Genomic DNA, 23,812 nt, shown 5'->3' with positions numbered 1-23,812 from the left:
CAGCCCCTCAATCCTGCCCGGGCAGAGGGGCATGTACCGCTAAAGGGCCTACGAAACTAAGGAGAGAACTGCATGAAACTGAAAAGCATTCTGCTTGCCACTGGGGCGGCGCTCGTCGCCGCACCGGCGTCCTTCGCCCAGGATATGACCGACTCGATGACGTTGGTCTCCTGGGGCGGCGCCTATCAGCAAAGCCAGATCAACGCCTATGCCGACCCCTACAAGGAAATGCATGAAGGGTTGGAGGTCGTCTGGGACGAAAGCTCGAACGAGGCCGTGGCCAAGCTGCGCGCCATGAACGAGGCTGGCAACATCACCTGGGATCTCGTCGACGTGGTCGCCTCTGACGCTATGCGCCTCTGCGACGAGGGCCTCGCGATGGAATACGACCCCGACGAGCTTCTGGCGCCGGCCCCCGACGGGACGCCCGCCTCGGAAGATTTCGGTGACCTGATCGTCAGCGACTGCTTCATCCCGCAGATCGTCTATTCCACCACCTTCGGCTATCGCACCGACATGGTGGGCGACACCCCGCCCTCGACCGTGTGCGACGTGTTCGACCTGGAGGCCTACCCCGGCAAGCGTTCGCTGGAGAAGCGTCCGATCAACAACATGGAATGGGCGCTCTACTGCGACGGCGTGGCCAAGGAAGACATCTACGACGTGCTCGAGACCGAAGAGGGCCAGGACCGCGCCTTCGCCAAGCTCGACGAGATCAAGGATCAGGTGGTCTGGTGGTCGGCCGGTGCCGACACGCCGCAGCTTCTGGCCGATGGCGAGGTCGTCATTGGCTCGACCTATAACGGCCGGCTGTTCAGCCTGATCGAAGAGCAGGACCAGCCCGTCGCGATGCTGTGGGACATGCAGGTGTTCGACCTTGACGGTTGGATCATCCCCACGGGCCTGTCCGACGAGGCGCTCGCCCGCGTGAAGGACTTCGTCAACTTCGCGACGGACACGCAGCGGCTGGCAGACCAGGCCAAGTACATCTCTTACGGCCCGGCCCGCGCCTCTTCGGCGCCGCTTGTCGGCGAGCATGCCGAACTCGGCATCAAAATGGCGCCGCACATGCCGACCGATCCGGCCAACGCCTCCAACACGCTGCTCTACAACTACGAGTGGTGGGCTGACTACCGCGACGACCTGGACGCCAAGTTCCAGGCCTGGCTGGCTCAGTAAGGCCCCTGTGCCGGGCGCCCTTTCCGGGGCGCGCGGCATGGCGACACGGACACATGCCCGGGGCGTGCATGCCCATGCCCCGGGCCCATGGATAGGGGGGCACACCCATGCCCAAGGGCTATGACGTCGGCCATATCACCGTGACCGACCCGGTGGCGTACCAGGAATACACCCGGCGCGATGCGCCGATCCCGGAAAGCCATGGCGGGCGGTTCATCGCCCGCGGCGGCGCCTCGGAGGCGCCCGATGGCCCGATCAAGGAGCGGCATGTCGTGAACGAGTTCCCCGATTTCGACGGCGCCAGGCGCGCCCTCTACTCTCCGGAATATCAGGAGGTGGCCGCGATGCGCCGTGCCACCGCCGAACGTGACATCTTGCTGGTCGAGGGGGTGCAATGACCGATCTTGCGACCGAAGCCGGCCCCGCCGGCCGATCTGCCCGGAGCGGCAGCGCCGAGGGCGAAGAGACCGGGCCGGTTCTGGCCGCAGACGGCCGCCCGCTCAAGCAAAGCCTGCGCCGCGCATTGCGCGCAGAAAAGCTGCGCGCGCTGGCGCTGATCGCGCCGCTGCTGATCTTTATCCTCGTGACCTTCATCGCGCCGATCGCGGACATGCTGTTCCGCTCGGTCGAGAACGAGATCGTCTCGGAAACCCTGCCGCGCACCACGGTCGCGCTTGAGCAATGGGATCATACCAGCGGCGAGATGCCGGGCGACGACGTGCTGGCGGCCTTTACGTACGACTTGGTGGCCGCCGCCGAGCGCAAGCAGCATACCCGCCTCGGCACCCGCCTGAACTACGAGATGACAGGCATCTCGTCGCTGTTCCGCAAGACCGGCCGAAGGGTCGACGATTTCGGCGAGGTTTATCTCGACCAGTTCGTGGCGCTGACGCCGGCCTGGGAAGAGCCCGCAACCTGGATGTCGCTGATGGCCGAGCCCGGCTGGAGCGCGCAATACGAAGAGTGGCTGGCCGACCGGGCCGCGGCCGAAGAGGCCGACCGCGATTTCGAGACCCCGCAGCCGCTATTCGAGGTGAAGGACGGCGTGGCGGATGTTCTGCCTGAAACCGCCGATGCCTATGGCGAATTCGCCCGCATCGCCCAGGTCGAGAACGACGACAACCCGGCCGCGGAAGAGCCCTGGGCGCCGGTCTATCTGGCGCTTTACCGCGACCTCGCCCAGGCGACGCCCGATTCCGTGGCAACGCTCGGCGCGGATGCGCAGGCGCTGCTCGAACCGGCCCGCGCGGCCGTGGCAGGGTTTGATACTGTGCCGCTGTCGGAGATGTTTGTCGACGCCGAGGAAGACTGGGCCGATCCCGATGTCTGGGCCACGATCCAGGCCTTCGCGCCGGACTACACCGCCGGCTATTTCCTGGCCTCGGTCGATTTGCAAAAGACGCCGGACGGCGTATCCGCCCAGCCCGAAGACCAGCGGATCTACATGCTGCTCTTCAAGCGCACGCTCTTCATGAGCCTGGTTATCATGGGCAGTTGCGTGCTGCTCGGCTATCCGATCGCCTATCTCCTGTCGAACTTGCCGCTGAGGACGTCGAACCTTCTGCTGATCCTGGTGCTGCTGCCATTCTGGACCTCGCTCCTTGTGCGGACCTCGGCCTGGAAGGTCTTGCTGCAACAGCAAGGCGTGATCAACGACGTGCTGGTGTGGATCGGGCTGGTGGCCGACGACGGGCGATTGGTCATGATCAACAACCAGTTCGGCACGATCGTTGCAATGACGCACATCCTGCTGCCCTTCATGATTCTGCCGCTCTACTCGGTGATGAAGACGATCCCGCCCTCCTACGTACGCGCGGCGAAATCGTTGGGCGCCACCAACTGGACGGCGTTCTGGCGGGTCTATTTCCCGCAGAGCGTGCCGGGCATCGGCGCGGGTTGCATCCTCGTGTTCATCCTGTCCATCGGGTACTACATCACGCCCGAGCTGGTCGGCGGCACCACGGGTACTTTCATCTCGAACCGGATCGCCTATCACATCTCCAGCTCGCTCAACTGGGGCCTCGCGGCCGCGCTGGGTACCATCCTGCTGGCGGTCGTGCTGATCCTTTACTGGGCCTATGACAAGCTCGTGGGCATCGACAACGTGAGCCTGGGGTAAAAAGCTATGTCACAAATGGACCTGCCACCCTATGCCACCACCGGCCAGCGCATCTGGCATTACGGTTTCAAGGTGATCTGCGGGCTGATCTTCTTCTTCCTGATCGCGCCGATCATGGTGATCATCCCGCTCAGCTTCAACGCCGAGAACTTCTTCACCTTCACGCCGGGGATGCTGGCCTTCGAGTCCGACGCCTACTCGCTGAAGCACTACCGGGATTTCTTCACCAATCCCGACTGGCAGCAGGCGCTGTCCAACTCGGTCAAGATCGCACCGATGGCGACCATCCTGTCGGTCAGCCTCGGCACGCTGGCCGCGGTGGGGCTCAGCCAGGACCATGTGCCGTTTCGCCGGGCGATCATGGCGATTCTGATCTCGCCGATGATCGTGCCGCTGATCATTTCGGCGGCGGGAATGTATTTCTTCTATTCGCGCATCGGGTTGCAGGGCACCTATATGGGCGTCGTGCTGGCCCATGCCGCGCTGGGCATTCCGTTTGTCATCATCACTGTGACGGCCACGTTGGTCGGCTTCGACAGGTCTTTGACGCGCGCCTCGGCCAGCCTGGGCGCAGACCCGGTGAAGACCTTTTTCAGGGTGCAGATGCCGCTGATCCTGCCCGGCGTGATTTCGGGTGGCCTGTTCGCCTTCATCACCTCGTTCGACGAGGTGGTGGTGGTGCTCTTCGTGGGCTCGGCCAACCAGCAGACGCTGCCCTGGCAGATGTTCACCGGCCTGCGCGAACAGATCAGCCCGACCATCCTCGCGGTGGCGACCATCCTGGTGGCGATTTCCATCGCGCTGCTGGCGACGGTCGAGATCCTGCGCCGGCGGTCGGAAAGGCTGCGCGGCATGAGCCCGGGCTGAGGCTCAGGGCAGGAGCGCGAGCCACAGCCAGATCGTCAGGATCGACACCGCCGTGCCGATCAGCACCGACGACGCCGCCACCCGCCGCGCCGCGCCGTACATGTTGGCGAAGATGTAGGTGTTCACGCCCGGCGCCATGGCCGCGGTCAGCACCGCCGAGCGGAATTGCCCGGTGTCGAGCCCCACGGCACGGCCCGTCAGCCAGGCAACGCACGGGTGCAGCACCAACGACAGCGCGCAGGCAAAGGCAATCACGCGCAGGTCGCCCTCGGGACGATAGCGCACCAGGATGCCGCCCAGCCCGAACAGCGCCGCGGGCAGGGCGGCGCGGATCATCATGTCGAGCGCCTCGGACAACACGCCCGGCAACTGGACGCCCGAGAGGTTCACCGCGAACCCCAGCGCGATGCCGATCACCAGCGCATTTCGGAACATCGACCGCAGGATCGCGCCGAATGTGCGGACAAGCCCGGCGCCCCGGTTGCGCACGATCTCCATCGCGGTCAGCCCGACCGCGTAGCAGAACGGCGCGTGGATCGCGATGATCGCGTAATTGGGTTGCAGCGCGTTCGCGCCGAAGGCGCGCTCGGTAATCGGCAGGCCCAGAAGCAGCGAGTTCGAGAACAGCCCGATGAACCCGATGGCGACGCTGTCCTCCCAGCCGCGCCCGAAGATCAGCCGCGCCCCGATCAGCCCGACGAAGAAGCCCGCCAGCGCCCCTGAGTAGAAGGTGATGAGAAGCCGCAGATCGAAGTTCTGACCCAGGTCGAGCGTCGAGATCGCCCGGAACAGCAGGCAGGGGATTGCGAAGTTCTGGGCGAACTTCATCAACCCGTCGACAGCCGCCTCGCTGAATAGCCCGCGCCAGACCGCAACATAGCCGAAGCCCAGCACCAGAAAGACCGGAAGGATGACCTCGATCAGCGCCTGCATCAGCTGGGTAGGGTCAGGGTCATCCCGTCATAGGCCGGGGTGACATGGGCGGGCGTTTCCGCCTCCACAGTGGCATAGTCGAGGTCGAGATGCATGTTGGTCAGGACCGCGCGTTTCGGCGCCAGCCGTTCGATCCATTCCAGCGATTTTTCCAGATGCAGGTGCGTGGGGTGCGGTGTGCGGCGCAGCGCGTCTAGGACCAGGATGTCGAGCCCTTCCAGCATCGCCCAGCTTTCGTCGTACATCTCGGCAACGTCCGGCAGGTAGGCCAGCCGGTCGATGCGAAAGCCCAGCGCGTCGATGGCGCCGTGGTTGACGCGGAACGGCATCAGCGTGACCGGCCCGCCGGGCCCGTCGATGGTGACCGGCCCGTCGATCGTGTGCATCTCCAGGATCGGCGGGTAGGGCGAGCCTTCGGGCTGGGTGAAGGCATAGCCGAACCGGCTGTAAAGCGCATCCTGCGTGGCACCGTCCGCCCAGACGGCCAGCCGGCGCCGGGTGTTGAACACGATCTGGCGCAGATCGTCGATGCCGTGCACATGATCGGCATGGGCATGGGTGTAGACCACCGCCTCCAGCACGCCCACCCCCGCCCGCAAGAGCTGGGTGCGCAGATCGGGGGTCGTGTCGATCAGCACCCGCGTGATGCCCCCCGCGCCTTCGCGGGTGATCAGCATCGAGCAGCGCTGGCGATGGTTTTTTGGCTCGTCCGGGTCGCAGGCGCCCCAGTGCCCGCCAAGGCGCGGCACACCACCCGACGAGCCGCATCCGAGTATGGTGAATGTCAGGTGTCCGCTCACGCGGCCTGCCTCCAGGCGGCGGCCTTGCTGAACAGCCGGTCGAAATTGGCCTGCGTCGCGGCAGCGAAATCGGGATAGTCCATCCCGAAGACATCGGCGCCCACACGCGCGGTGAGCGCGGTATAGGCCGGTTCGTTGCGCTTGCCCCTGTGGGGCGGGGGCGCCAGGTAGGGCGCGTCGGTTTCCACCAGGATGCGGTCGAGCGGTGCGGCGGCGAAGATCTCTCGCAGCTCTTTCGACTTGGGGAAGGTCGCAATACCCGACATCGACAGGTAAAAGCCAAGGTCCAGCGCGGCGCGGGCCAGCCCCGCGCCCGAACTGAAGCAATGCATGACGCAGGCATAGGCGCCGGCGCGGTATTCCTCGGCCAGGATGCGGGCCATGTCTTCATCCGCCGCGCGGGCATGGATGATCAGCGGCAGGCCGGTCTCGCGCGCGGCCGCGATGTGGATGCGCAGGCTTTGCTGCTGCGCCTCGGCGCTGTCGGCGGTGTAATGATAGTCGAGCCCGGACTCGCCGATGCCCACGAATTTCGGGTGTCTGGCCAGCGCCAGCAATTCGTCCACGGTCGCCAAGGGCTCTTCCGCGGCGCTCATCGGGTGGGTGCCGGCGGCGTAGAAGACCGGGGCAAACCGTTCGGCGATGGCGCGCACCTGCGGCTCGTGCCGCAGCTTGGTGCAGATCGTGACCATGCGGGTCACGCCGGCCTCGGCCGCGCGGTCCACGACGCCGGGCAGGTCGGGCGCGAAATCGGGAAAGTCGAGGTGGCAGTGGCTGTCGGTGATGTCTGGGGTGTCGGTCATGCGCTCGCCTCAGGCGGCGACCTTTGCCGCCGTTTCCTCCATTCTCAGCACCGTATCGAGGATGAGCGCGGCGGGGTCAAGGTTGACCGCCCGGCCCTGGCGCGCCCGCTGGGCGAGGTGCTGCGCCGCCTCGGCCCAGGCGCGGGCGGCCGACGGATGCGGCGCGAGCCGGGCCAGCAGCGCGGCCTCGCCGGGGGCGGCCTCGGCCTCGGGCGGGCCGGCCACGCCCGCGCGGGCCACGCGCGCGAGAAACAGCTCGATCAGCCGCACCAGCAGGTCGAACCGCGCCTCGGCGCCGCGCCCGGCCACGCTTTCGGCCAGCCGGATCGCGGCGGGCCGGTCAAGCCGCGGCTGGCCCGCCAGCAGTGCAACCAGATCGGCGTAAAGCTTCAGCCCGTCGAGATTGATCAGCCGGATCGCCTCGCCCACCGAGCCGCCCGAGAGCGCGGCCAGCGCCGCGGTGTCGCCTGTGGCCTGTCCGGCCAGCGCCAGCGCCTCGGCCATCTCGTCAGGACCCAGCGTGGCGAGCCGCAATTCGCGGCAACGCGAGCGGATGGTGGGCAAGAGGCGCGAGGGCTGGTGACTGACCAGCAGCAGCGTGGATCGCGCGGGCGGCTCTTCCAGGAGCTTCAACAGCGCATTGGCGGCATTCGGGTTCATCTCGTCGGCGGCATCGACGATGACGACGCGCCGCCCCCCCTCGGTTGCCGAAAGCGAGAAAAACCCCTTGAGCCGGCGCACCTCGTCGACCGTGATCACCGATTTCAGCCGGGGCGGCCGGGCCTTGTCGTCGACAGCCCGGCGCAACAGGAACAGCCCCGGTTCCGACAGCGCGGCCATGCGGCGCGCGACGGGGTGTTCGGGATCGATGGCAAGCCGGTCAGGGGCAGGGGGGGCGTCGCCGAACAGGCCCGGGCCTGCCTCGGCCTCGGCGGGCTGGGTCAGCAGAAAGCGCGCGATCGACCACGCGAGCGTGGCCTTTCCGACCCCGCGCGGGCCCGTGATCAGCCAGCCATGGTGCATCCGCCCGGTTGAATAGGCATCCAGGAACGCTGCCTCGGCGGCCGCCTGACCGATCAGGCGCGGCGTCTCGCGCGGGTGCGGGGCGCCTGCGACGCGGTCGGGTTCGGGCACATCGTCGGTCATGCCAGTTCGGCCTCGGCAAGGCGGGCGATCTCGGCGGCCACGGCGGCGGGCGCGCGGTCGGCCTCGACCACCCGGCAGCGGTCGGGAAACTCGGCAGCGAGGTCGAGAAAGCCCGCGCGCATCCGCGCCTGCATCCCCTCGCCGAAATCCTCGAACCGCTCTTCGGCGCCGCCGCGGCCCTTGGCGCGCGCCAGCCCGGTGCCGGGGGGCATGTCCAGCACGAAGGTCAGGTCGGGTTCGCGCCCGATCATCAGGGCGTGCAGCGCGTCCACCACCCGGCGCAGATCGCCCCGCGTAATGCCCTGATAGACCCGCGTGGAATCGGCGAACCGGTCGCAGACCACAACCTTGCCGGCCGCCAGCGCCGGGCGGATGGTCTTTTCCAGATGGTCGCGCCGCGCGGCGGTAAAGAGCAAGATCTCGGTCTCGGCCGACCAGCGGTCGGGGTCGCCCTCCAGCACCAGCCGGCGGATTTCCTCGGCGCCCGGGCTGCCGCCGGGCTCGCGCGTCAGCACGACCTCGCGGCCCGCCCCTGTCAGGCGCTCGGCCAGGGCCCGCGCCTGGGTGGATTTGCCCGACCCGTCGATGCCTTCGAAGGTGATGAAACGCCCGGTTTCGCCCATGCCCTCAGAGGCCCCGGGCCAGCCCGATGGCGCGGTCGAACAGCACCTGGGCCGCGGTGCGCAGATGGGGCACGAACCCGCCGCGCGCGACGTCCTCGGCGGCGACCAGCGGCAGGCGCTTTTCCTGCATGTCGGGCAGGCGGAACACGATCTCGCCCAGTTGGTCGCCCTTGACCACCGGCGCCTCCACCGGGCTGTCATAGACAAGCTCGGCCTCGATCGTGTCGCGCAACAGCGCGGGCACCAGAAGCTCGATCTCGTTGGCCACCTGCAAGGGGACGCTGAGCTTGGCCCCCATCCAGACATCGGCCCTGGCGACCTCGGTGCCGGCCTCCACCACGGTTTTCTGTATGAACTGGCGGAAGCCCCAATTGATCAGGCGCTCGGCCTCCTGGGCCCGCTCGGTTGCCGAGGAGAGCCCGCTGATGACGACCACCAGGCGGCGGTTGCCCTGCATTGCAGAGCCAACCAGTCCATAGCCCGCCTCTTGCGTGTGGCCGGTCTTCAGCCCGTCCGCCCCGATCCCGAGATCGAGCAGCGGGTTGCGGTTGAACCGATTCTGCGGCGCGCGCCCGTCGAACGGGAATTCACGCTGGCCGAAATAGCCGTAATACTCTGGAAATTCGGTGATCAGCCGGCTGGCCAACAGTGCCAGGTCATGCATGCTCATCCGGTGGTTGGGGCTGGGCCAGCCCGACGCGTTGGAAAAGGTCGACTGCTCCATCCCCAGTGCCTCGGCGCGCTGGTTCATCAGCCGTGCAAAGGCGTCCTCGGTGCCGGCCAGCCCCTCGGCCACCACCACGCAGGCATCGTTGCCCGATTGCACGATGATGCCCCGGATCAAATCCTCGACCGTGGGCCGGTCGGTCTCGTTGAGGAACATGGTCGAGCCGCCCATCGCCTTGGCGCGGCTGGAGACGGAAAACCGTGTGTCGAGCGTTACGCGCCCGTCGCGCAGCGCCTCGAACAGCATGTTCAGCGTCATCAGCTTGGACATCGAGGCCGGCGGCAGGGGCACGTCGGCGTTTTTCGACAACAGCACGGTATCGGTGGTCAGGTCGACCACGTAGGCGGCATTGGCACGGGTTTCGAACATGGCGCGGGCGGGCGCGGCGAGACCCAGCGCCAGAACCAGCACGGCAAAAAGGGAAAACAGGCGGCGGTGCATCGCGTTTTTCTCCGGCGGTCAGTTGGTCACGAGATAGGCGTCGGAAAAGCCCCTCTCGTTGACCTTTTTCAACAACTCGCCCCGTTCGGCGGCATTCGCAGCGGGGCCGACCAGCACGCGCCAGAACGTGTTGCCACGGCTTTCCTGGGTGCGGATGGTCGGCACGATCCCGGCCTCGCGCAGCACCTCGCCGACCTGTTCGGCGTTATCCTCGACGCTGTAAAGGCCGATCTGGATATAGGGACGGTTCAGGCGCGAGGCCTGCACCGGGGGCGGCCCGGGGCGCGCGTCGGCCTCGCCGGCGTCGGCCCGGTCGATTGCCGCGGCTGCGACGGGGGCCAGCGCGGTGCTGTCGATCTGCTCGGGCGCGTCGGGCGCGGTGCCGGCCGTTTCGGTTTCGGGCCGTGGCTCCGGTCGCGCGTCGGGCGTGGCGTCGGGCTCGGTGTCGGGCTCGGCCTCCGGATCGGGCAGTTCTTCGCGGCGCAGCGCGGTCACGCTCAATTCGGTCGGCTGGCCGGCCAGCATTCCAAGCGCCGAGGCAGCGTCGGACGAGACCATCAGCTTTGGCCCCGGTGTCTCGATCTCGCGCCGGAACAGGGCGCCGATAACGAACTTTCCGTTGCTTTCGTTGCGGATAAGCACCCGCTCGGGGTCGGTCACGCCGGGATAGGCCACCCAGACGCCGCCGAGCGACGGACGCCCGTCCCAAAGCCCCGGTTCGTTGGCCTGAAAAACCTCGGGCGCCTCGACATCGCGTTCGACCAGACGCGTGGTGGCTGCGGATGCTGCGGTGTCGTCCCCGGCCGAGGCCCCGAGAAAGCCCGGCGCCTCGAAATCCTCGCAGGCGGAAAGCGCAAGCGCTGCCAAAAGGCCCAGCGCCGTTAGTCTACTCGCCCGTGTAAGCATCCCTTGCCCCCATGGTGCCGCGCGAACTCCGCCGCGCTTGTGCTCCGCGCCGCGATGCGGCGTCACTGCCGATGTTGCCCCGCGCCGCGCCGGCGGACGCGTGGCGATCATAGCGACAGGCCCGGCGCAAGGAAAGTGGACAGGCCGCCCCGCGGCAAGATTCGGCTTGCCCCCGCTTTCAGAATCGCGCCCGCTGGTCTAAGCGTGCCAGTCGGCCGGAGGAGTGGCAGAGTGGTCGATTGCACCGGTCTTGAAAACCGGCGTGCGTGAAAGCGTACCGTGGGTTCGAATCCCACCTCCTCCGCCAGCCATTTAAGTCATTTCTATCAATTCAAGAAAGACCGGATTTGCCGCTGAGAGTTCCGTGGTTTGCCGTGCTTTCGCTCCTGCAGAGACGATATACTAGACGCTGTGGTGGGGGGCGGCATGTGTCTCTGCCCGGCCCATCACGGGGTTCGGTTTTGCCGGAAAAAGGCTCTGTCAAGGGAACCTGGCTTGAGGCGGGACAGGGCGATCGGTAGCATCCTGAGATGACGACACCGAGCCCTTTCAAGTGATTCAAAACGAGCCCTGAGACCATCCGCCTGGCGGTGATGTTGTACGTCCGGTTGCGGCTGTCGCTTTGTAACGTCGAAGACATGCTGCATGGGCGCGGCATCGGCATGTGCCACGAGACGGTGCGCTTGTGGTGGCACCGGTTCGGGGCGCCCTACACGCCTCTGTCTCGAACCACATCAACCAGGATCGCAGCCTCTACAGCCGACCGGATTTCAAGCTGAACCGAACCGCCGCCCTTGCCGAGTGGCGCGGTCATTTCGCTGAACAATGGGCAGCCATCCTGCCCTTGCAGAGACTGGTTCGGCTTTGTCTGGCAGCAGCGTTGAGACTGCTGCGGTCTCTGCGCTGCCGCTCAACACTCAATCCCAACCGGAAGATTCGGGATCCCTCCGGCCCTGATCGCGGGGGAGGTCACACCGGCTCAGTCTCTGACGCGCCCGAAGGTCGACAGCCTGTTGATTTCGTCCAGCCTCTCCAGATTGACCACGGTGGAGAGCATGAGACGGTCTTGGCTCCAGTCTCCCGGTCGCTGAATTGCCACCGCCGTCAGCAGGATCGCCGCGATCAGCGGCAGCACGGCGGCCGCGAACACCAGCCTGGGCTGCGCCAGCCTCTGCCTGTCCAGGAGCGAGTTGATGCGGCGTTCGAGAAAGCTTTGCTTGCCGAGGCCGATCACCGAGCGGTCCGCCGTGACAAGTGTGACCTTCGGCACTGCAATCACGAAGGCCCGGTCGCGCCGCAAGGTCTTTTGGCACACCGACAGCAACGTCTCGCAATAGGTTCTTATGCCGATCCGACCGCGCGTCAGAACCTCGCTGTCGCAGTTCAATTCACGCAGGTTCTCCACCTGCCTTTTCCAGGCGTGGTAGGCGGGATTGAGAAAGAAGAGCGGCTTGAGCGCCTCGAGCAGGATTTCCCATTCCAGGTCGCCTTGCCGGAGGTGCTGGAATTCGTGGGCCAGCGAGACCCTCATCTCATCGCTCCGGCCCAGCATGTGCGAGGGCAGGACCACGTAATAGGTCCGCAGGCCGCGTGTCGAAAACGGAACCAGCGTTCGGTCGGAAAGGCGGATGCGCACCCGTCCGAAAGACCGCCAGGCATAGCTGTCCGCAACGATCCGGTGCAGGCAGAACATCGAACAGACCAGCCGGAGACCCCCGATCACGGTGCCTGCAAGGAAAGCGGCGATCGCCGCCCAGGCGACCCAGCCGGCGCCGCTGAGAACGTTCAGCGTGAACGTGTCGCGCATCAGGATCAGGTTCTCGAACTCGGTGGCCTTCATGCCGATCCCGCCGTTCAGATAATGCGAGACGATCATGTCCGACAGGTTCAGCTGCACCCCGCCCGCGATGCCGGAGCGCTGCAGAGTCGTGTAGAGCAGCACGACGAACGGCGCGAAGGCGACGGTCAGGAAAACGCTGTTGAGCAGTCTCAGCTGAGTTCCGTAGGCGTGTTTCAGACCCAAACGGCCCAGCAGGATACGCGTGACGAGCCAAAGCGCATAGGCCACGCAAACGAGGATATTGGCGTCGATGAAAGCATCGAGAAGTGCATCACCCGGTATCATTTTTCAACCTCCGATCCACGAGTGCCCGGATCTGCCCCAATGCTTCCTCGGTCAGGTCCTCGTCGTTCATCAGCGTCGCCACAAGCGAGGCGGGCGTGTCGTCGAAGAGCTTGGCCGACAGGTCTTTCAGTGAGCGGTATTGATACGCGTCTTTTGCCAACGTGGGCTTGTAGATGTGTCTCTTGCCGGATTTGCGGCTGGTGACGAACTCTTTCTGTTCGAGGATGCGCAGGATCGTCGCGCCCGACGTGTAGGCCAGGTTCCGGTCTTCCGGCAGTCGCGCCAGTACGTCCCGCACGGTCCCCTCCCCCAAAGCCCAAAGCTCGTTCATGAACTCCAGTTCGACTTCGGTCAGCAGCTCGCGTTTCTTCTTCTTCATTGCTGTCCCATCCCGGGCAATCGCTCACTCGGTACAGGTGTCGAGTAAAGCGCATGTGTTTCGTTTTCCAAAGCGGACTCTCAGACTTTCCTGAACACGAAGATGCCCCAGGCGACAGCGATCGCCAGCGGCCACCAGAGCGGCTGGCCCACGAGGCCGAGCCAGGCGAGGAAAATATAGGCGGTTCCAAGCAGAGAGATGAAAAGGCGGTCGCCCAGTGTCGTGGTCAGGCCAAGGATGCCCTTGCGTTCCAGCCCGTCGCGGTATCGGACGCCTTCGAGGATGCCGATCACCGCGATGGCACCGAAGAGACCGCAGAAAAGCGCGAAGGTCGCGGGCGTCCATGCCATCCAGAAGGACGGCCAAAGCGGGTCCGTCCACGAAAAACCCTTGTCCTCTTGTTGTTTGGCGACGTTGCCCCAGCCCTGTGCAAGCGCCGCATTCGTATGCAGCAGCGCGAAGATCAGGATCAGCGGCCGCATCACACCCTCCCCAGGGCAAAACCCTTGGCGATGTAGTTGCGGACGAAATAGATCACGATGGCCCCCGGAATGATCGTCAATGTGCCTGCCGCCGCAAGCAGCCCCAACTCGTAGCCGGCCGAAGACGCCGTGCGCGTCATCGTCGCCGCGATCGGCTTGGCTTCAACCGCGGTCAGCGTCTGGGCCAGCAAAAGCTCCACCCACGAGAACATGAAGCAGAAGAAGGCCGCCACACCGACGCCTGCCTTGATCGTCGGCAGGAAGATGGTGACGAAGAAGCGCGGGAAGGAATAGCCATCGACATAGGCCGTCTCGTCCAGTTCCTTCGGCACCCCGCCCATGAACCCTTCGAGGATCCAGACCGCGAGGGGGATGTTGAACAGGCAATGCGCCAGGGCGACGGCAAGATGCGTGTCGAAAAGCCCGATCGAGGAATAAAGCTGAAAGAACGGCAGCGCAAAGACCGCCGCGGGGGCCATCCGGTTGGTCAGCAGCCAGAAAAAGAGCTGCTTGTCGCCAAGGAACCGGTAGCGCGAAAAGGCATAGGCCGCGGGCAGGGCGACGCTGACCGAGATGACCATGTTGAGCGAGACGTAGATGATCGAGTTGATATAGCCCCAGTACCATGTCGGGTCGGTGAAGATGACGCGGTAGTTCTCCAGCGTGAAGGTCTGGGGGAACAGGCTGAAGCCCGACAGTATCTCGCCCGTGGTCTTGAAGCTCATCGCCACCAGCCAATAGATCGGCAACATCAGGAAGGCGATGTAGAGGATCGGAACGAGGGATCGTTTTCTCATTTCGCGTCATCCTTCGTCATCAGTGTGTAGAACAGCCACGAGACCAGAAGCGTGATTGCGAAGTAGATCAGGCTCATGGCCGCCGCCGGGCCAAGGTCGAACTGGCCTAGGGCGATCTTCACGAGGTCGATGGACAACAGTGTCGTCGAGTTGCCCGGGCCGCCGCCGGTCAACACGAAGGGTTCGGTGTAGATGTTGAAGCTGTCCATGAACCGCAAGAGCACGGCGATGGTCAGGACCGTCTTCATCTTGGGTAGCTGGATGTAGCGGAAGACCTTCCAGGGGCTGGCGCCGTCGATCTTGGCGGCCTGGTAATAGGCATCCGGGATCGAGACCAGGCCGGCATAGCTGAGCAGGACGACCAGCGAGGTCCAGTGCCAGACATCCATGACGACGATCGTCACCCATGCGGAAAACGGCTGCTGCGTCATGTCGTAGTTGATGCCGAGGACATCGTTCATGAAATAGCCGAGAAGCCCGATATTCGGCAGGGTGAAGATGTTCCACATCGAGCCGACCACGTTCCAGGGGATCAGCATCGGCAGCGCCATTGTGACAAGGCAGATGGGCACCCAAAAGCCTTTTCGCGGCATCGACAGGGCTACGACAATGCCCAGCGGAACCTCGATGATGAGGATCAGGAACGTGAACAGGAACTGCCGGCCAAGCGCGGCATGAAACCGGTCCGACCGCAGGATTTGCTCGAACCAGTCCAGCCCCTGCCAGAAGAAGACGTTGTTGCCGAAGGTTTCCTGCACCGAGTAGTTGACCACCGTGATGATCGGGACAAGCGCGTTGAAGGCGACCAGCAACAGGACCGGCAGGACGAAGAACCAGGCGCGTTGGTTTTCGGTTCTCATTGCATGGCCTCCGTCGTGATCCAGCCGTCGCGGTAAAGCCGGGTCTGGTCGGGCCGGAAGGCCAGGTGCACCTGGGCGCCCTGTTCCACTTCCGCATGCCCGATGACCGCCTTGACCGGCGTGTCGCCCACCATCGCTTCGATCACCGCGTGCCGGCCCACGTCCGAGACCTTGCTGACCCGCGCGGGCAGGCCGGTTTCGGACAGCGACACGAATTCGGGGCGCACGCCCAGTTCGGTCCGGCCGCCTTCGCCCTTTACGGCACCTTCGACGGCGACCGGCTGACCCTCGAAAGTGACACGGCCGTCTGTCACCGTCGCGGGCAGAATGTTCATTCCCGGCGAGCCGATGAAATGGCCGACGAAGGTGTGCTGCGGGCGATCGAAGAGTTCGACCGGCGTTCCGATCTGCACGATTTCACCGTCCTGCATGACAACCACCTGATCGGCGAAGGTCAGCGCCTCGGTCTGGTCGTGAGTGACGTAGATCATCGTCGCCTTCACCCTCTGGTGGAGCTCTTTCAGTTTCGAACGAAGCTTCCATTTCAGGTGCGGGTCGATCACGGTCAGCGGCTCGTCGAACATCACGACGTTCACGTCATCGCGGACAAGGCCCCTGCCCATCGAGATTTTCTGCTTGTTGTCGGGCGAAAGATGCGCGGCGCGGGTGTCCAGCATATCTTCCACTTCCAGCATGGTCGCGATCTCGGCCACGCGCTGGGCGATCTTGGCGCTTTCCACCCTGCGATTGCGCAAGGGAAACTCAAGGTTCTCGCGCACCGTCATCGTGTCGTAGATCACTGGGAACTGGAACACCTGGGCGATGTTGCGCTGGGCGGGTGGCAGGTCGGTCACGTCCTGGCCATCGAACAGGATCCGGCCCTCGGACGGGGTGAGCAGCCCGGAAATGATGTTGAGCAAGGTCGACTTGCCGCAGCCCGACGGGCCGAGCAGCGCATAGGCCCCCCCATCCTGCCAGTCGAGATCGATCTCTTTCAGCGCGTAGTCCGACGGGCCGGCCGGGGCCGGCAGGTACGAATGGCGAAGGTTCGAGAGGGTGATCTTGGCCATCAGGCGACGAGCCTCCCGTCGGGTGTGAAATAGAACGCCTGGCTTGCGTCCATGTAAAAGCGATGATCTTCGCCCACCCGATAGGGGTGAACGCCATGCGAGAGCGAGACCCAACTCTCATCGCCCATCTGGAAATGCGCGCTGGATTCAGAGCCCGAAAGCTCCGTCACCTGCACGATGCCGTTCAATGCCACGTCGCCCGGATCGGATTGTATCGGCACCACGTGATGCGGCCGTATAGCGATCGTATATTCGCCGTCGGGCAGGGATGCCGCCGCCCCCTGCATCGTCCATGTGACGCCGGTCCGAAGCCGTGCCTCGGAGCCTGTCTTGACGATCCCGGCGGCATTGATGGGCGGGTCGGAGAAGACGCGCGCCGCGGTCAGCGTGGCAGGTTTTCGGTAGATCTCGGCCGTGCGCCCGAATTGCGTGACGACGCCGCCATCCATCAGCGCAGTGTAGCCGCCGAGGAGAAGCGCTTCTTCCGGTTCGGAGGTGGCATAGACGACCACCGCCCCGCGCCCGGCAAAAAGCTCGGGCAGTTGCTCGCGCAGTTCCTCGCGCAGTTTGTAATCGAGGTTGGCGAGCGGTTCGTCGAGAAAGACCGCGCGGCTTTCCTTGGCGATTGCGCGGGCCAGGGCACAGCGCTGCTGCTGCCCGCCCGAAAGCTCCTGCGGGCGCCGTTTAAGCATCGGGCCGAGTTGCAGGATATCGGCGGCCTCCTGCACACGGTCTTCGATCTCGGACTTCGCCATGCCTGCGACCCTAAGCGGGGAGGCGATGTTATCGAAGACGCTCATGTGCGGGTAGTTCACGAAGAACTGGTGGACCAGGCTGATGTTCCGCCTCTGCGTCGACAGCTTCGAGACGTCCTGGCCTTCCATCAGGATCTGACCGGAGGCCAGCGGGTCGAGACCGGCCATCAGCTTGATAAGGGAAGTCTTTCCGGCACCTGTCTGGCCAAGAAGGACATTGAAATGCCCCGTCTCCATCACCAGCGACGTGGGCTTGATGTATGTGATGCCGCGCACCACCTTGCTGGCGTCTCTCAATTCGAGCGTCATGCCGTTACCCCGCAGCCCGGGCCCACGCCCGGCATCCCCGATGCTGCCGGGCGTGGGCCCGGCCTACGGTCGTTCGAAGCCCGGCCCCGGGCAGATGCCGGGGCCGGGTGTTCGCCTACTGGTTCCAGCGCGCGACCAGGTCGTCGTAGTTGACGGTCTCGCCCTGCGGCTTCTCGTTCTCGAGCTTCGCTTTCGCGCCACCCTTGCCCAGCCATTCCGAGGGGTCCTTTTCCTCGTTCAGGCGCGGGCCGCAGCCGCCGTAGACGTTCTGCGCCTCGTCGGCGGCCTGCATGCGGGCCATGGTGATGTCCATCTCTTGGGCGAGACGGTCCATCGCTTCCTGCGGCGTGAAGGCGCCCGAGTTCACGTCACCGATCTGCTGCCACCAGATCTGGGCCAGCTTCGGATAGTCCGGCACGTTGATGCCCGTGGGCGACCACGCCACGCGGTCGGGCGAGCGGTAGAACTCGACGAGACCGCCAAGCTTCGGCGCGCGCTCGGTGAAGCTCTCGTGGTTGACCGAGCTGTCGCGGATGAAGGTCAGACCCACGTGGGATTTCTTCACGTCGACCGTCTTGGACGTGACGAACTGCGCGTAAAGCCACGCGGCCTGCGCCCTGTCGGACGGTGTGGACTTGAGGAAGGTCCACGACCCGACGTCCTGGTAGCCGACTTTCTGGCCTTCTTCCCAGTACGGGCCGTGGGGCGAGGGGGCCATCCGCCAGAGCGGGTTGCCATCTTCATCGACCGTGTTGTTGCCTTCCGACTGCGGTTTCACCATGTCCGCGGTGAAAGCCGTGTACCAGAAGATCTGCTGCGCCACGTTGCCCTGTGCCAGAGCGGGCAGCGACTGGTAAAAGTCGTAAGACGCCGCGCCCGGAGGGGCGTAGTTTCTCAGCCACTCGTCCCACTTGCGGATCGCATAGACCGCCGCGGGGCCGTTGGCGGCGCCACCGCGCGAGACCGAGGCCCCGACCGGGTTGCACGAACCGGCCTCCATCCGGATGCCCCATTCGTCGATCGGAACGCCGTTGGGCTCGCCCGGGGATCCGGCACCGGCCATCGAAAGCCAGGCATCCGTCATTCGCCAGCCGAGGTCGGGCGCGCGCTTGCCGTAATCCATGTGGCCGTAGATCCGGACGCCGTCGATTTCCTGCACGTCGTTCGAGAAGAACTCGGCGATGTCCTCGTAGGCCGACCAATTGACCGGAACGCCAAGCTCGTAGCCGTATTTCTCTTCGAACTGTGCCTTCAGCTCGGGATCGTCGAACCAGTCCTTGCGGAACCAGTAGAGGTTGGCGAACTGCTGGTCGGGCAACTGGTAGAGGTTGCCGTCGGGGCCCGTGGTGAACTGAAGCCCCATGAAATCGTCGAGATCGAGCGTGGGCGAAGTCGTCTCTGACCACTCGCCGGCCATCTGCTCGGTCAGGTTATAGGCCTGCTGCAGGCGGGAATGGGTGCCGATCAGGTCGCTGTCGTTGACGTAGCCGTCATAGAGGTTCCGGTTCGTCTGCATTTGCGTCTGGACGGCCTGAACGACCTGGCCTTCGCCGAGGATCTGGTGGTTGACCTTGATGCCGGTGATTTCCTCGAACGCCTCGGTCAGCACCTCGGACTCGTAGCCGTGCGTCGGGATGCCCTCGGACAGCACGTTGATTTCCATGCCCGCGAACGGTTCGGCGGCCTCGATGAACCACTCCATCTCGGCCATCTGCTCTTCTTTCGTAAGCGTCGATGGCTGGAATTCCTGGTCAATCCATTTCTGGGCCGCCGCTGCATCGGCAAAAGCGCTCCCAGACCCCGCGATGACGGCCATGGCCGCAGTCGCGGAGAGCAGATACTTCCGCATCTTATCTCCTCCCAAAGATATATTTGAGCTGATCATCGCCAGCTTCCAAAGGGGTATGCCTTGCTGCGACCATCTGTCAACTAATTTGTTAGTAGTTCGTTCATGACCGTGCTGGCCGGCAATCGAGTTCGCCAATCACACAGGCGCGGCTCTGGTTCCGCCAGCCCGCAGCATTGGCCGTCCCGGTGGCTGCTCGCCTTCGCCCGCGCCGCCGGCCCACCCTCTGGCGGGGCACGGGCGACGGGGTTGCAGGGGCAGGCGTGTCAGATCGTCAGGTCGAGCCTGGGTTTCCAGAAGGGCCGGAAAAGCTCGATCTTGGGGCAGCGGTTCATGACGACCTTCAACCCGGCCTTCTCGGCGAGTTCGGCGGCCTTGTCGTCGTAAACGCCGATCTGCCCCCAGAGCACCTTGGCCCCTATTTCGATGGCCTCTTCGGCGATGCCGTAGAGCTCTTCCTTTGGGCGGAAGACCTCGACCATGTCGACGGGGCGCTCGATGTCTTTCAGGGACCGATAGACCTTGAGGCCGCGGATTTCCCGGACTTCGGGGTTCGGGTTGACGGGCAGGATTTCGTAGCCGGTTTCATGCAGAACACGCAGAACGCCATAGCTGAACTTGGTCTTGTCCGCGCTCGCCCCGACCATCGCGATCGTCCTGGTGTTTTTGAGAATGTCGGCGAGGTAATCCGGCGGATAGTCGTAGATGCGATCGATATGGGCCTCGGGCATGTCTCATGACTCCCTTGGTGTGGCAATGTCAGGCTTCAGCTCATGTGGCTCAAGCGGGTCGAGGAACGGGTTGCGGTAAAGCCGGTCGTGGCTTTCTACCCCGATTTCGAGCGTGATATCCGTCAAGGGCCGCGCCACGCAGAGGATCACATATCCCCGGTCGATCTGCCGGTTGTTCAGCGCGACCTGACGGCGCTGATCGACCTCGCCCGAGGTCAATTTGGCCGCGCAGGTGATGCAGCCGCCGTATTTGCAGCCGTAGGGCAGGTCCACGCCCTGCTCGCGCAGGCTGTCGAGCAGGGGGCGTCTCGCATCGACGCTATGGGTCGCGCCGCCGCGATTGGCCAGGGTGACCGTGCGTGTCGTCATACCCAGATATCGCTTGTGCAGTCGCCGCCCGGATAGCGGGTTTCGTGGCAGCGTGACGGGCCATTCGGCTCTTTGCCGAAGTCGACGACGAAATCGGGATCGATCTCCATCCCGCCCGTCTCGGTATCGCAGTTGACCATCAGCATGCAGCCGCCATTGGTGCGGATTTCCGGGTAGAACTGGTTGTCCCAGGTGCTGAAAAGGCTTGTTGTGACGTAAAGACGTTTCCCGTCGAGGCTGAGTTGGATCATCTGCGGCCCGCCGGTCACCTTGACGCCGTTGACCTGCGGCGCCCGGCCAAGCAGCCCGCCCATCCAGACCTGTCCGGTCAGAACCGGGTTGTGCGGGTCTTCGATGTTGTATTGCCGGATGTCGCCGTGCAGCCAGTTGCAGAAATAGAGAAACCGGTCGTCCATGCTGAGCAGGATGACCGAGATGACCCCGGGCACCGGTATCGGCCATTCCGGGTGCGGCTCGTTCTCGACGTCGACGATCTTTTCCCATTTCCAGTCGTCGCCGTCCTTCCACCAGTGGATGATGTTGGCCGATAGTGCCGCCCCGCAAAAGCCGTGGGTCGAGTCCGGGTCGTGATGAAATCGCACTTCCAGCGGGATCAGGCCGTCCTCGCCCAGGTAAAAGGTCTGCTTGGGCTCTTTCTTTTCGAAGTCCCACAGGTGGATGCGGCGCCCGTATTTCAGGTGGCCGACCTCTTCGAGGTCGAAGCCCGGCATGAACGTGTTCGGCGCGGCCCATTCGGACGAGGCCATCACGTTGTGGCGCGGCTGATACCAGAAGTCATAGCCGAACGGGATATCGCCCATCGTGGTTTCCCACCGACCCATGATGTCGAAGTTCTTGTCCAGATGAAGGTAGCCGCCCGGCGCCTCGCCCTTGGCGTCACCAAGCATCGAGATGATGATCTCGCTGCCCAGGCAATGCACCGTGTGCGGCGCGCTGAGGTTCGTCTTGGCCTTGATCTCGGTCCCCTCGACGACCTTGTGCAGGACCGGCGCTCGCGGGTCGATGGTATCGACGATATGCAGGTTCGACGAGCGCACGCCCGGCACGATCAGGTAGCGCCGGCTCATCGAGGCATCGTCGTGACAGGACGAGCAGGCATTCCAGCCCATGTGGTGCAACTCGTCCCCGATCCCGGGCATCTCCAGCCGGTGAATCACCTGTGAATAGGTCTCGCTCTCCGGGTCGGCGTCGATGGTACAAAGGTAATCCGGCTTCTGGATGCCGGTCCCGGTGTAGATCGCAATTGTATAGAGCAGCTTTTCTCGCGGGGCTTTCATCGCCTCGGACGGCGACGCATACCCGGGTCCGCAACATTCCATCCGTTGTCCTCCCTGCCGGCAGGGCATCGCTGCGAACAGCGATGTCCCCGGGGCATCGTACCTTATTTGGGCCTGACTAAGATACGGGCGGAATCAAGTTGATGTCGTCGAACGGGGCAGGGGAGCGGCATGACGTTCGGCGACGAGAAGTCCGAACCGCTTTCCCGGCGTCGGAGGTTGGCCCGGCCGGCCCGACAGCCGCGTCACCGGACTTCTCCAAATGCTGTCGAACGCGCCTGCCAGCACCCCAAGTGACGGGCCCGCCTTACTGCTTACGATCGAGGCGAGGGGTCGTTTTCGGGGCCTCGTTCGGCCAGATCGTGTCAATCGTGGCGTCGCTGACGCCCGCATCCCGCAGTTGGGCGATGCTCAGCAAGGCGCTGATCCCGGCCTTGGGCTGTTGCGACAGCCAACTGGCGGAAAACACGCCGGCGCGTGCGAACGCGTTTGAAACCGACCTGCGGTCGAAGGTGGTATACCCGCGGCCCGCACTTTGATCACTGTTCAGCAGGCCAATAAGGTGCGCTTCGACTTTGTCGATGAACGCGCCGAGCGACGTGCGCTCTGGCCTCTCGCACCAGCAATTCGGGTCTCCATCGAATCCTGCCGCGTCGATGAGGGGGCCGTCTTTCGTCAGGTCGTGGCCAAGGCCCAGCAAGAACGCCCTTTGTATGTCTACCAGAGAAATCTTGCCGGGCATGGCCAGCCCGAAGCGGGTCCAGGCCTCCGTTTCAGCGGGTTCTTCCGGTTTAAGGCGTTCTTCAGGTTTCGGGGGCTCCTGGGACGGGCCGCTCTGCGCAGGCGCCAGTGTCACCAAAGCCGAGGATACGGCCTCGAAACCATGGGCCGCAACCAGGTTCTCGACCGCACGGTTCAGGGGCAATTCATTGGGGGTCGCGTCCTCGGCACCGGGCACCGAGGAAAGAAACCGTGCCACGCTCGATTTCGAAACACCGATTGCGTTGGCTATGGCACGGACGGACTTGCCCTCACTACGCAGCGCAAGCGCCTTTTGGGCAAGCTCGTTGTCGGCGAAGACGGGCGGACGGCCAAGTCTGGAAAGGCTCTGATTCATCATGTGGGATTCAATACCGGCAGTCCATAAATGGCAAGCGACAGTCCCCAAAAAAGGCACGAAACGTCCCAAAAAGAAAGTGAACTGTTGCCGCGCCCACTGTGATCCGTCTGTTGGGACCTGTCAAAAGAACTCGGGCCGCGGCCAGGCAGGGCGGCGGGTAGCGTTCGGAAAAGCGGCGTCTGCAACCCGTTTCGCCATTTCAGGACCGGCCCGAGATCGTCGGCCGTGATGATGGATGTTTGTGTCCCGCGGCTCCTGCGGCAGGCCGAGGACGTCTGGAAAGAGCGGGCGACGCTCCGGTTTCCGCAAATGCGAAACCTGCAGAGATTCGCCTCGCGGTCCCGCGTCCGTTTCAAACCACGTAGACCAGGGCCGCGGCTTTACCATCGGGTCAACCTGCACGACCAACCGCGCCGCCCCCGCCGGGCGGCGTGGTCTCGGTCCGGCACAAGGGTCAGTGCCGTTGTCCCGGCGCAAGCGCGCATGCAGACATGTGCCAGCACCCGAATGAGCGGTCTTGGGAACATGCAAGCGTAGGGCGGGCGCCACGCCTGCGCCCTATGACAGGCAAGGCCGGCCGCAAGCGACGGGCCGTTTGCATGCGTCGCGCAATGCGGTAAACCATCGACATGACCCGCAGCCCTGCCCGTTTCCTGCTTGCCGCCGCTCTGCCGATCCTTGCGGCCTGCGCCCCTGCCCATGACGGGCCGCCGCGGGCCGTGACCACGTATTACGGTGCCCGCGTGGTGCCCGATGCCGACACGCCCGGCCAATTCCGCGTCTTCGGCCTGCCCGGCTACGGGCCGGGAGAGTTCTGGTGCGCCGCCGGCGAATACGCGCAGGACGAGCTGGGCCTCGGCCCGGGCGACCGGGTGTATCTCGCCGCGCCGCGCGGTCGGGCGGGGGAGGGGGTTCTCTATACCGTCGCGCCCTCGCCAACGCTGGCCGGCTACGAGCGGCCGGCGGGGCGGTACGGGTTCAGCCTGACCGAGCCCGGCTACAACCTGCGCACGGCCCATGCCCGGCTGCGCTGCCGGCAGATCATGCCGCTCAATTTCGAGGCCGACGCGCCCTGAGTGGCGAAAATCGGCCTTTCCTGCCAGACCTGTGACAATTCGTGCCGCCGA

23 protein-coding genes, 1 tRNA gene and 2 pseudogenes are annotated in these 23,812 nt (G+C 64.7%); 7 read left to right on the top strand and 19 right to left on the bottom strand.

From position 1 onward, the window contains the following. Window positions 1-72: 72 nt before the first annotated feature. The 4 genes and pseudogenes from Ga0609869_RS01370 to Ga0609869_RS01355 form a co-directional block, all read left to right on the top strand. The gene (locus Ga0609869_RS01370; RefSeq protein WP_125404360.1) at window positions 73-1,179 is read left to right on the top strand and encodes an extracellular solute-binding protein; all 1,107 of its coding nucleotides are present in this window, start codon (window positions 73-75) and stop codon (window positions 1,177-1,179) included. A gap of 107 nt (window positions 1,180-1,286) precedes the next feature. After that, a complete protein-coding gene (locus Ga0609869_RS01365; protein WP_125404358.1) occupies window positions 1,287-1,577 on the top strand; it encodes a DUF1330 domain-containing protein in 291 nt (96 codons plus the stop codon). Continuing rightward, window positions 1,574-3,298 (top strand): ABC transporter permease, encoded by a 1,725-nt coding sequence (locus Ga0609869_RS01360; RefSeq protein ID WP_245972203.1) that lies wholly within the window; start codon window positions 1,574-1,576, stop codon window positions 3,296-3,298. Before Ga0609869_RS01365 ends, Ga0609869_RS01360 begins: the two co-directional genes overlap by 4 nt. Before the next feature lie 12 nt (window positions 3,299-3,310). Continuing rightward, window positions 3,311-4,165: pseudogene (locus Ga0609869_RS01355) on the top strand (ABC transporter permease); the annotation flags it as partial. Window positions 4,166-4,168: 3 nt separating this feature from the next. On the opposite strand, the gene Ga0609869_RS01350 reads toward Ga0609869_RS01355, so the two are convergent. The 7 genes from Ga0609869_RS01350 to Ga0609869_RS01320 are packed head-to-tail and all read right to left on the bottom strand — an operon-like array spanning window position 4,169 to window position 10,544. Then, window positions 4,169-5,098: an AEC family transporter gene (locus Ga0609869_RS01350; RefSeq protein ID WP_125404357.1), complete on the bottom strand. Its 930-nt coding sequence runs from the start codon at window positions 5,096-5,098 to the stop codon at window positions 4,169-4,171. Continuing rightward, window positions 5,098-5,898 carry an MBL fold metallo-hydrolase gene (locus Ga0609869_RS01345; protein WP_125404356.1) on the bottom strand — a complete coding sequence of 267 codons (801 nt, stop codon included), beginning with the start codon at window positions 5,896-5,898 and terminating at the stop codon, window positions 5,098-5,100. The genes Ga0609869_RS01350 and Ga0609869_RS01345 overlap by 1 nt, the downstream gene beginning before the upstream one ends. Continuing rightward, a complete protein-coding gene (locus Ga0609869_RS01340; protein WP_125404355.1) occupies window positions 5,895-6,701 on the bottom strand; it encodes a TatD family hydrolase in 807 nt (268 codons plus the stop codon). Before Ga0609869_RS01340 ends, Ga0609869_RS01345 begins: the two co-directional genes overlap by 4 nt. Window positions 6,702-6,710: 9 nt before the next feature. Further along, window positions 6,711-7,847: a DNA polymerase III subunit delta' gene (locus Ga0609869_RS01335; RefSeq protein ID WP_125404354.1), complete on the bottom strand. Its 1,137-nt coding sequence runs from the start codon at window positions 7,845-7,847 to the stop codon at window positions 6,711-6,713. Then, window positions 7,844-8,470 (bottom strand): dTMP kinase, encoded by a 627-nt coding sequence (gene tmk, locus Ga0609869_RS01330; RefSeq protein WP_125404353.1) that lies wholly within the window; start codon window positions 8,468-8,470, stop codon window positions 7,844-7,846. Before tmk ends, Ga0609869_RS01335 begins: the two co-directional genes overlap by 4 nt. Window positions 8,471-8,474: 4 nt before the next feature. Beyond that, window positions 8,475-9,638: a D-alanyl-D-alanine carboxypeptidase family protein gene (locus Ga0609869_RS01325; protein ID WP_125404352.1), complete on the bottom strand. Its 1,164-nt coding sequence runs from the start codon at window positions 9,636-9,638 to the stop codon at window positions 8,475-8,477. Between the two features lie 18 nt (window positions 9,639-9,656). Beyond that, window positions 9,657-10,544: an SPOR domain-containing protein gene (locus tag Ga0609869_RS01320; protein ID WP_125404351.1), complete on the bottom strand. Its 888-nt coding sequence runs from the start codon at window positions 10,542-10,544 to the stop codon at window positions 9,657-9,659. 217 nt (window positions 10,545-10,761) lie between these two features. Between Ga0609869_RS01320 and Ga0609869_RS01315 the strand changes: the two genes are divergently transcribed. After that, window positions 10,762-10,851: transfer RNA gene (locus tag Ga0609869_RS01315), tRNA-Ser, on the top strand. Between the two features lie 271 nt (window positions 10,852-11,122). Beyond that, window positions 11,123-11,248: pseudogene (locus Ga0609869_RS01310) on the top strand (IS6 family transposase); the annotation flags it as partial. Window positions 11,249-11,523: 275 nt separating this feature from the next. Here Ga0609869_RS01310 and Ga0609869_RS01305 read toward each other — a convergent pair. The 12 genes from Ga0609869_RS01305 to Ga0609869_RS01250 all read right to left on the bottom strand — a co-directional run bounded on the left by Ga0609869_RS01305 (window position 11,524) and on the right by Ga0609869_RS01250 (window position 22,685). Then, entirely contained in the window at window positions 11,524-12,669 is a 1,146-nt protein-coding gene (locus Ga0609869_RS01305; RefSeq protein ID WP_125404350.1) for a M56 family metallopeptidase, read from the bottom strand. Beyond that, on the bottom strand, window positions 12,656-13,048 hold the full coding sequence (locus Ga0609869_RS01300; RefSeq protein WP_125404349.1) for a BlaI/MecI/CopY family transcriptional regulator: 393 nt from the start codon (window positions 13,046-13,048) through the stop codon (window positions 12,656-12,658). Before Ga0609869_RS01300 ends, Ga0609869_RS01305 begins: the two co-directional genes overlap by 14 nt. Before the next feature lie 80 nt (window positions 13,049-13,128). After that, complete coding sequence (locus Ga0609869_RS01295) at window positions 13,129-13,530, bottom strand: DUF2160 domain-containing protein (protein WP_125404348.1); 402 nt, start codon at window positions 13,528-13,530, stop codon at window positions 13,129-13,131. Further along, window positions 13,530-14,327, bottom strand: coding sequence for a carbohydrate ABC transporter permease (locus Ga0609869_RS01290; RefSeq protein WP_125404347.1), 798 nt, complete (start codon window positions 14,325-14,327; stop codon window positions 13,530-13,532). The genes Ga0609869_RS01295 and Ga0609869_RS01290 overlap by 1 nt, the downstream gene beginning before the upstream one ends. Continuing rightward, window positions 14,324-15,187 (bottom strand): carbohydrate ABC transporter permease, encoded by an 864-nt coding sequence (locus tag Ga0609869_RS01285; RefSeq protein ID WP_125404346.1) that lies wholly within the window; start codon window positions 15,185-15,187, stop codon window positions 14,324-14,326. The genes Ga0609869_RS01290 and Ga0609869_RS01285 overlap by 4 nt, the downstream gene beginning before the upstream one ends. Beyond that, window positions 15,184-16,257: an ABC transporter ATP-binding protein gene (locus tag Ga0609869_RS01280; protein WP_125404345.1), complete on the bottom strand. Its 1,074-nt coding sequence runs from the start codon at window positions 16,255-16,257 to the stop codon at window positions 15,184-15,186. The genes Ga0609869_RS01285 and Ga0609869_RS01280 overlap by 4 nt, the downstream gene beginning before the upstream one ends. Further along, complete coding sequence (locus Ga0609869_RS01275; RefSeq protein ID WP_125404344.1) at window positions 16,257-17,321, bottom strand: ABC transporter ATP-binding protein; 1,065 nt, start codon at window positions 17,319-17,321, stop codon at window positions 16,257-16,259. Before Ga0609869_RS01275 ends, Ga0609869_RS01280 begins: the two co-directional genes overlap by 1 nt. Window positions 17,322-17,436: 115 nt before the next feature. Beyond that, the gene (locus Ga0609869_RS01270) at window positions 17,437-19,170 is read right to left on the bottom strand and encodes an ABC transporter substrate-binding protein (protein WP_125404343.1); all 1,734 of its coding nucleotides are present in this window, start codon (window positions 19,168-19,170) and stop codon (window positions 17,437-17,439) included. Window positions 19,171-19,433: 263 nt separating this feature from the next. Continuing rightward, the gene (locus Ga0609869_RS01265) at window positions 19,434-19,898 is read right to left on the bottom strand and encodes a CoA-binding protein (protein ID WP_125404342.1); all 465 of its coding nucleotides are present in this window, start codon (window positions 19,896-19,898) and stop codon (window positions 19,434-19,436) included. Window positions 19,899-19,901: 3 nt separating this feature from the next. After that, window positions 19,902-20,267: a 2Fe-2S iron-sulfur cluster-binding protein gene (locus tag Ga0609869_RS01260; RefSeq protein WP_125404341.1), complete on the bottom strand. Its 366-nt coding sequence runs from the start codon at window positions 20,265-20,267 to the stop codon at window positions 19,902-19,904. Further along, a complete protein-coding gene (locus Ga0609869_RS01255; protein ID WP_125404340.1) occupies window positions 20,264-21,607 on the bottom strand; it encodes a selenium-binding family protein in 1,344 nt (447 codons plus the stop codon). Before Ga0609869_RS01255 ends, Ga0609869_RS01260 begins: the two co-directional genes overlap by 4 nt. Before the next feature lie 265 nt (window positions 21,608-21,872). Next, window positions 21,873-22,685 (bottom strand): hypothetical protein, encoded by an 813-nt coding sequence (locus Ga0609869_RS01250; RefSeq protein ID WP_125404339.1) that lies wholly within the window; start codon window positions 22,683-22,685, stop codon window positions 21,873-21,875. A 629-nt stretch (window positions 22,686-23,314) separates the two neighbouring features. On the opposite strand from Ga0609869_RS01250, the gene Ga0609869_RS01245 reads away from it, so the two are divergent. Beyond that, complete coding sequence (locus Ga0609869_RS01245) at window positions 23,315-23,761, top strand: hypothetical protein (RefSeq protein WP_125404338.1); 447 nt, start codon at window positions 23,315-23,317, stop codon at window positions 23,759-23,761. Window positions 23,762-23,812 lie beyond the last annotated feature (51 nt).

Source organism: Rhodovulum iodosum (assembly GCF_041020385.1).
GTDB classification, from domain to species: domain Bacteria; phylum Pseudomonadota; class Alphaproteobacteria; order Rhodobacterales; family Rhodobacteraceae; genus Rhodovulum; species Rhodovulum iodosum.
This window is presented reverse-complemented; position numbering and strand designations above follow the sequence as displayed.

Excerpts from the sequence above, each read along its gene's own strand:
- Ga0609869_RS01250 (WP_125404339.1), bottom strand. The coding sequence starts at position 22,685 with ATGATGAATCAGAGCCTTTCCAGACTTGGCCGTCCGCCCGTCTTCGCC.
- Ga0609869_RS01305 (WP_125404350.1), bottom strand. The coding sequence starts at position 12,669 with ATGATACCGGGTGATGCACTTCTCGATGCTTTCATCGACGCCAATATC.
- Ga0609869_RS01360 (WP_245972203.1), top strand. The coding sequence starts at position 1,574 with ATGACCGATCTTGCGACCGAAGCCGGCCCCGCCGGCCGATCTGCCCGG.
- Ga0609869_RS01265 (WP_125404342.1), bottom strand. The coding sequence starts at position 19,898 with ATGCCCGAGGCCCATATCGATCGCATCTACGACTATCCGCCGGATTAC.
- Ga0609869_RS01320 (WP_125404351.1), bottom strand. The coding sequence starts at position 10,544 with ATGCTTACACGGGCGAGTAGACTAACGGCGCTGGGCCTTTTGGCAGCG.
- Ga0609869_RS01270 (WP_125404343.1), bottom strand. The coding sequence starts at position 19,170 with ATGCGGAAGTATCTGCTCTCCGCGACTGCGGCCATGGCCGTCATCGCG.
- Ga0609869_RS01295 (WP_125404348.1), bottom strand. The coding sequence starts at position 13,530 with ATGCGGCCGCTGATCCTGATCTTCGCGCTGCTGCATACGAATGCGGCG.
- Ga0609869_RS01260 (WP_125404341.1), bottom strand. The coding sequence starts at position 20,267 with ATGACGACACGCACGGTCACCCTGGCCAATCGCGGCGGCGCGACCCAT.
- Ga0609869_RS01255 (WP_125404340.1), bottom strand. The coding sequence starts at position 21,607 with ATGGAATGTTGCGGACCCGGGTATGCGTCGCCGTCCGAGGCGATGAAA.
- Ga0609869_RS01300 (WP_125404349.1), bottom strand. The coding sequence starts at position 13,048 with ATGAAGAAGAAGAAACGCGAGCTGCTGACCGAAGTCGAACTGGAGTTC.
- Ga0609869_RS01280 (WP_125404345.1), bottom strand. The coding sequence starts at position 16,257 with ATGGCCAAGATCACCCTCTCGAACCTTCGCCATTCGTACCTGCCGGCC.
- Ga0609869_RS01370 (WP_125404360.1), top strand. The coding sequence starts at position 73 with ATGAAACTGAAAAGCATTCTGCTTGCCACTGGGGCGGCGCTCGTCGCC.
- Ga0609869_RS01365 (WP_125404358.1), top strand. The coding sequence starts at position 1,287 with ATGCCCAAGGGCTATGACGTCGGCCATATCACCGTGACCGACCCGGTG.
- Ga0609869_RS01325 (WP_125404352.1), bottom strand. The coding sequence starts at position 9,638 with ATGCACCGCCGCCTGTTTTCCCTTTTTGCCGTGCTGGTTCTGGCGCTG.
- Ga0609869_RS01285 (WP_125404346.1), bottom strand. The coding sequence starts at position 15,187 with ATGAGAACCGAAAACCAACGCGCCTGGTTCTTCGTCCTGCCGGTCCTG.
- Ga0609869_RS01245 (WP_125404338.1), top strand. The coding sequence starts at position 23,315 with ATGACCCGCAGCCCTGCCCGTTTCCTGCTTGCCGCCGCTCTGCCGATC.
- Ga0609869_RS01340 (WP_125404355.1), bottom strand. The coding sequence starts at position 6,701 with ATGACCGACACCCCAGACATCACCGACAGCCACTGCCACCTCGACTTT.
- Ga0609869_RS01290 (WP_125404347.1), bottom strand. The coding sequence starts at position 14,327 with ATGAGAAAACGATCCCTCGTTCCGATCCTCTACATCGCCTTCCTGATG.
- tmk (WP_125404353.1), bottom strand. The coding sequence starts at position 8,470 with ATGGGCGAAACCGGGCGTTTCATCACCTTCGAAGGCATCGACGGGTCG.
- Ga0609869_RS01275 (WP_125404344.1), bottom strand. The coding sequence starts at position 17,321 with ATGACGCTCGAATTGAGAGACGCCAGCAAGGTGGTGCGCGGCATCACA.
- Ga0609869_RS01335 (WP_125404354.1), bottom strand. The coding sequence starts at position 7,847 with ATGACCGACGATGTGCCCGAACCCGACCGCGTCGCAGGCGCCCCGCAC.
- Ga0609869_RS01350 (WP_125404357.1), bottom strand. The coding sequence starts at position 5,098 with ATGCAGGCGCTGATCGAGGTCATCCTTCCGGTCTTTCTGGTGCTGGGC.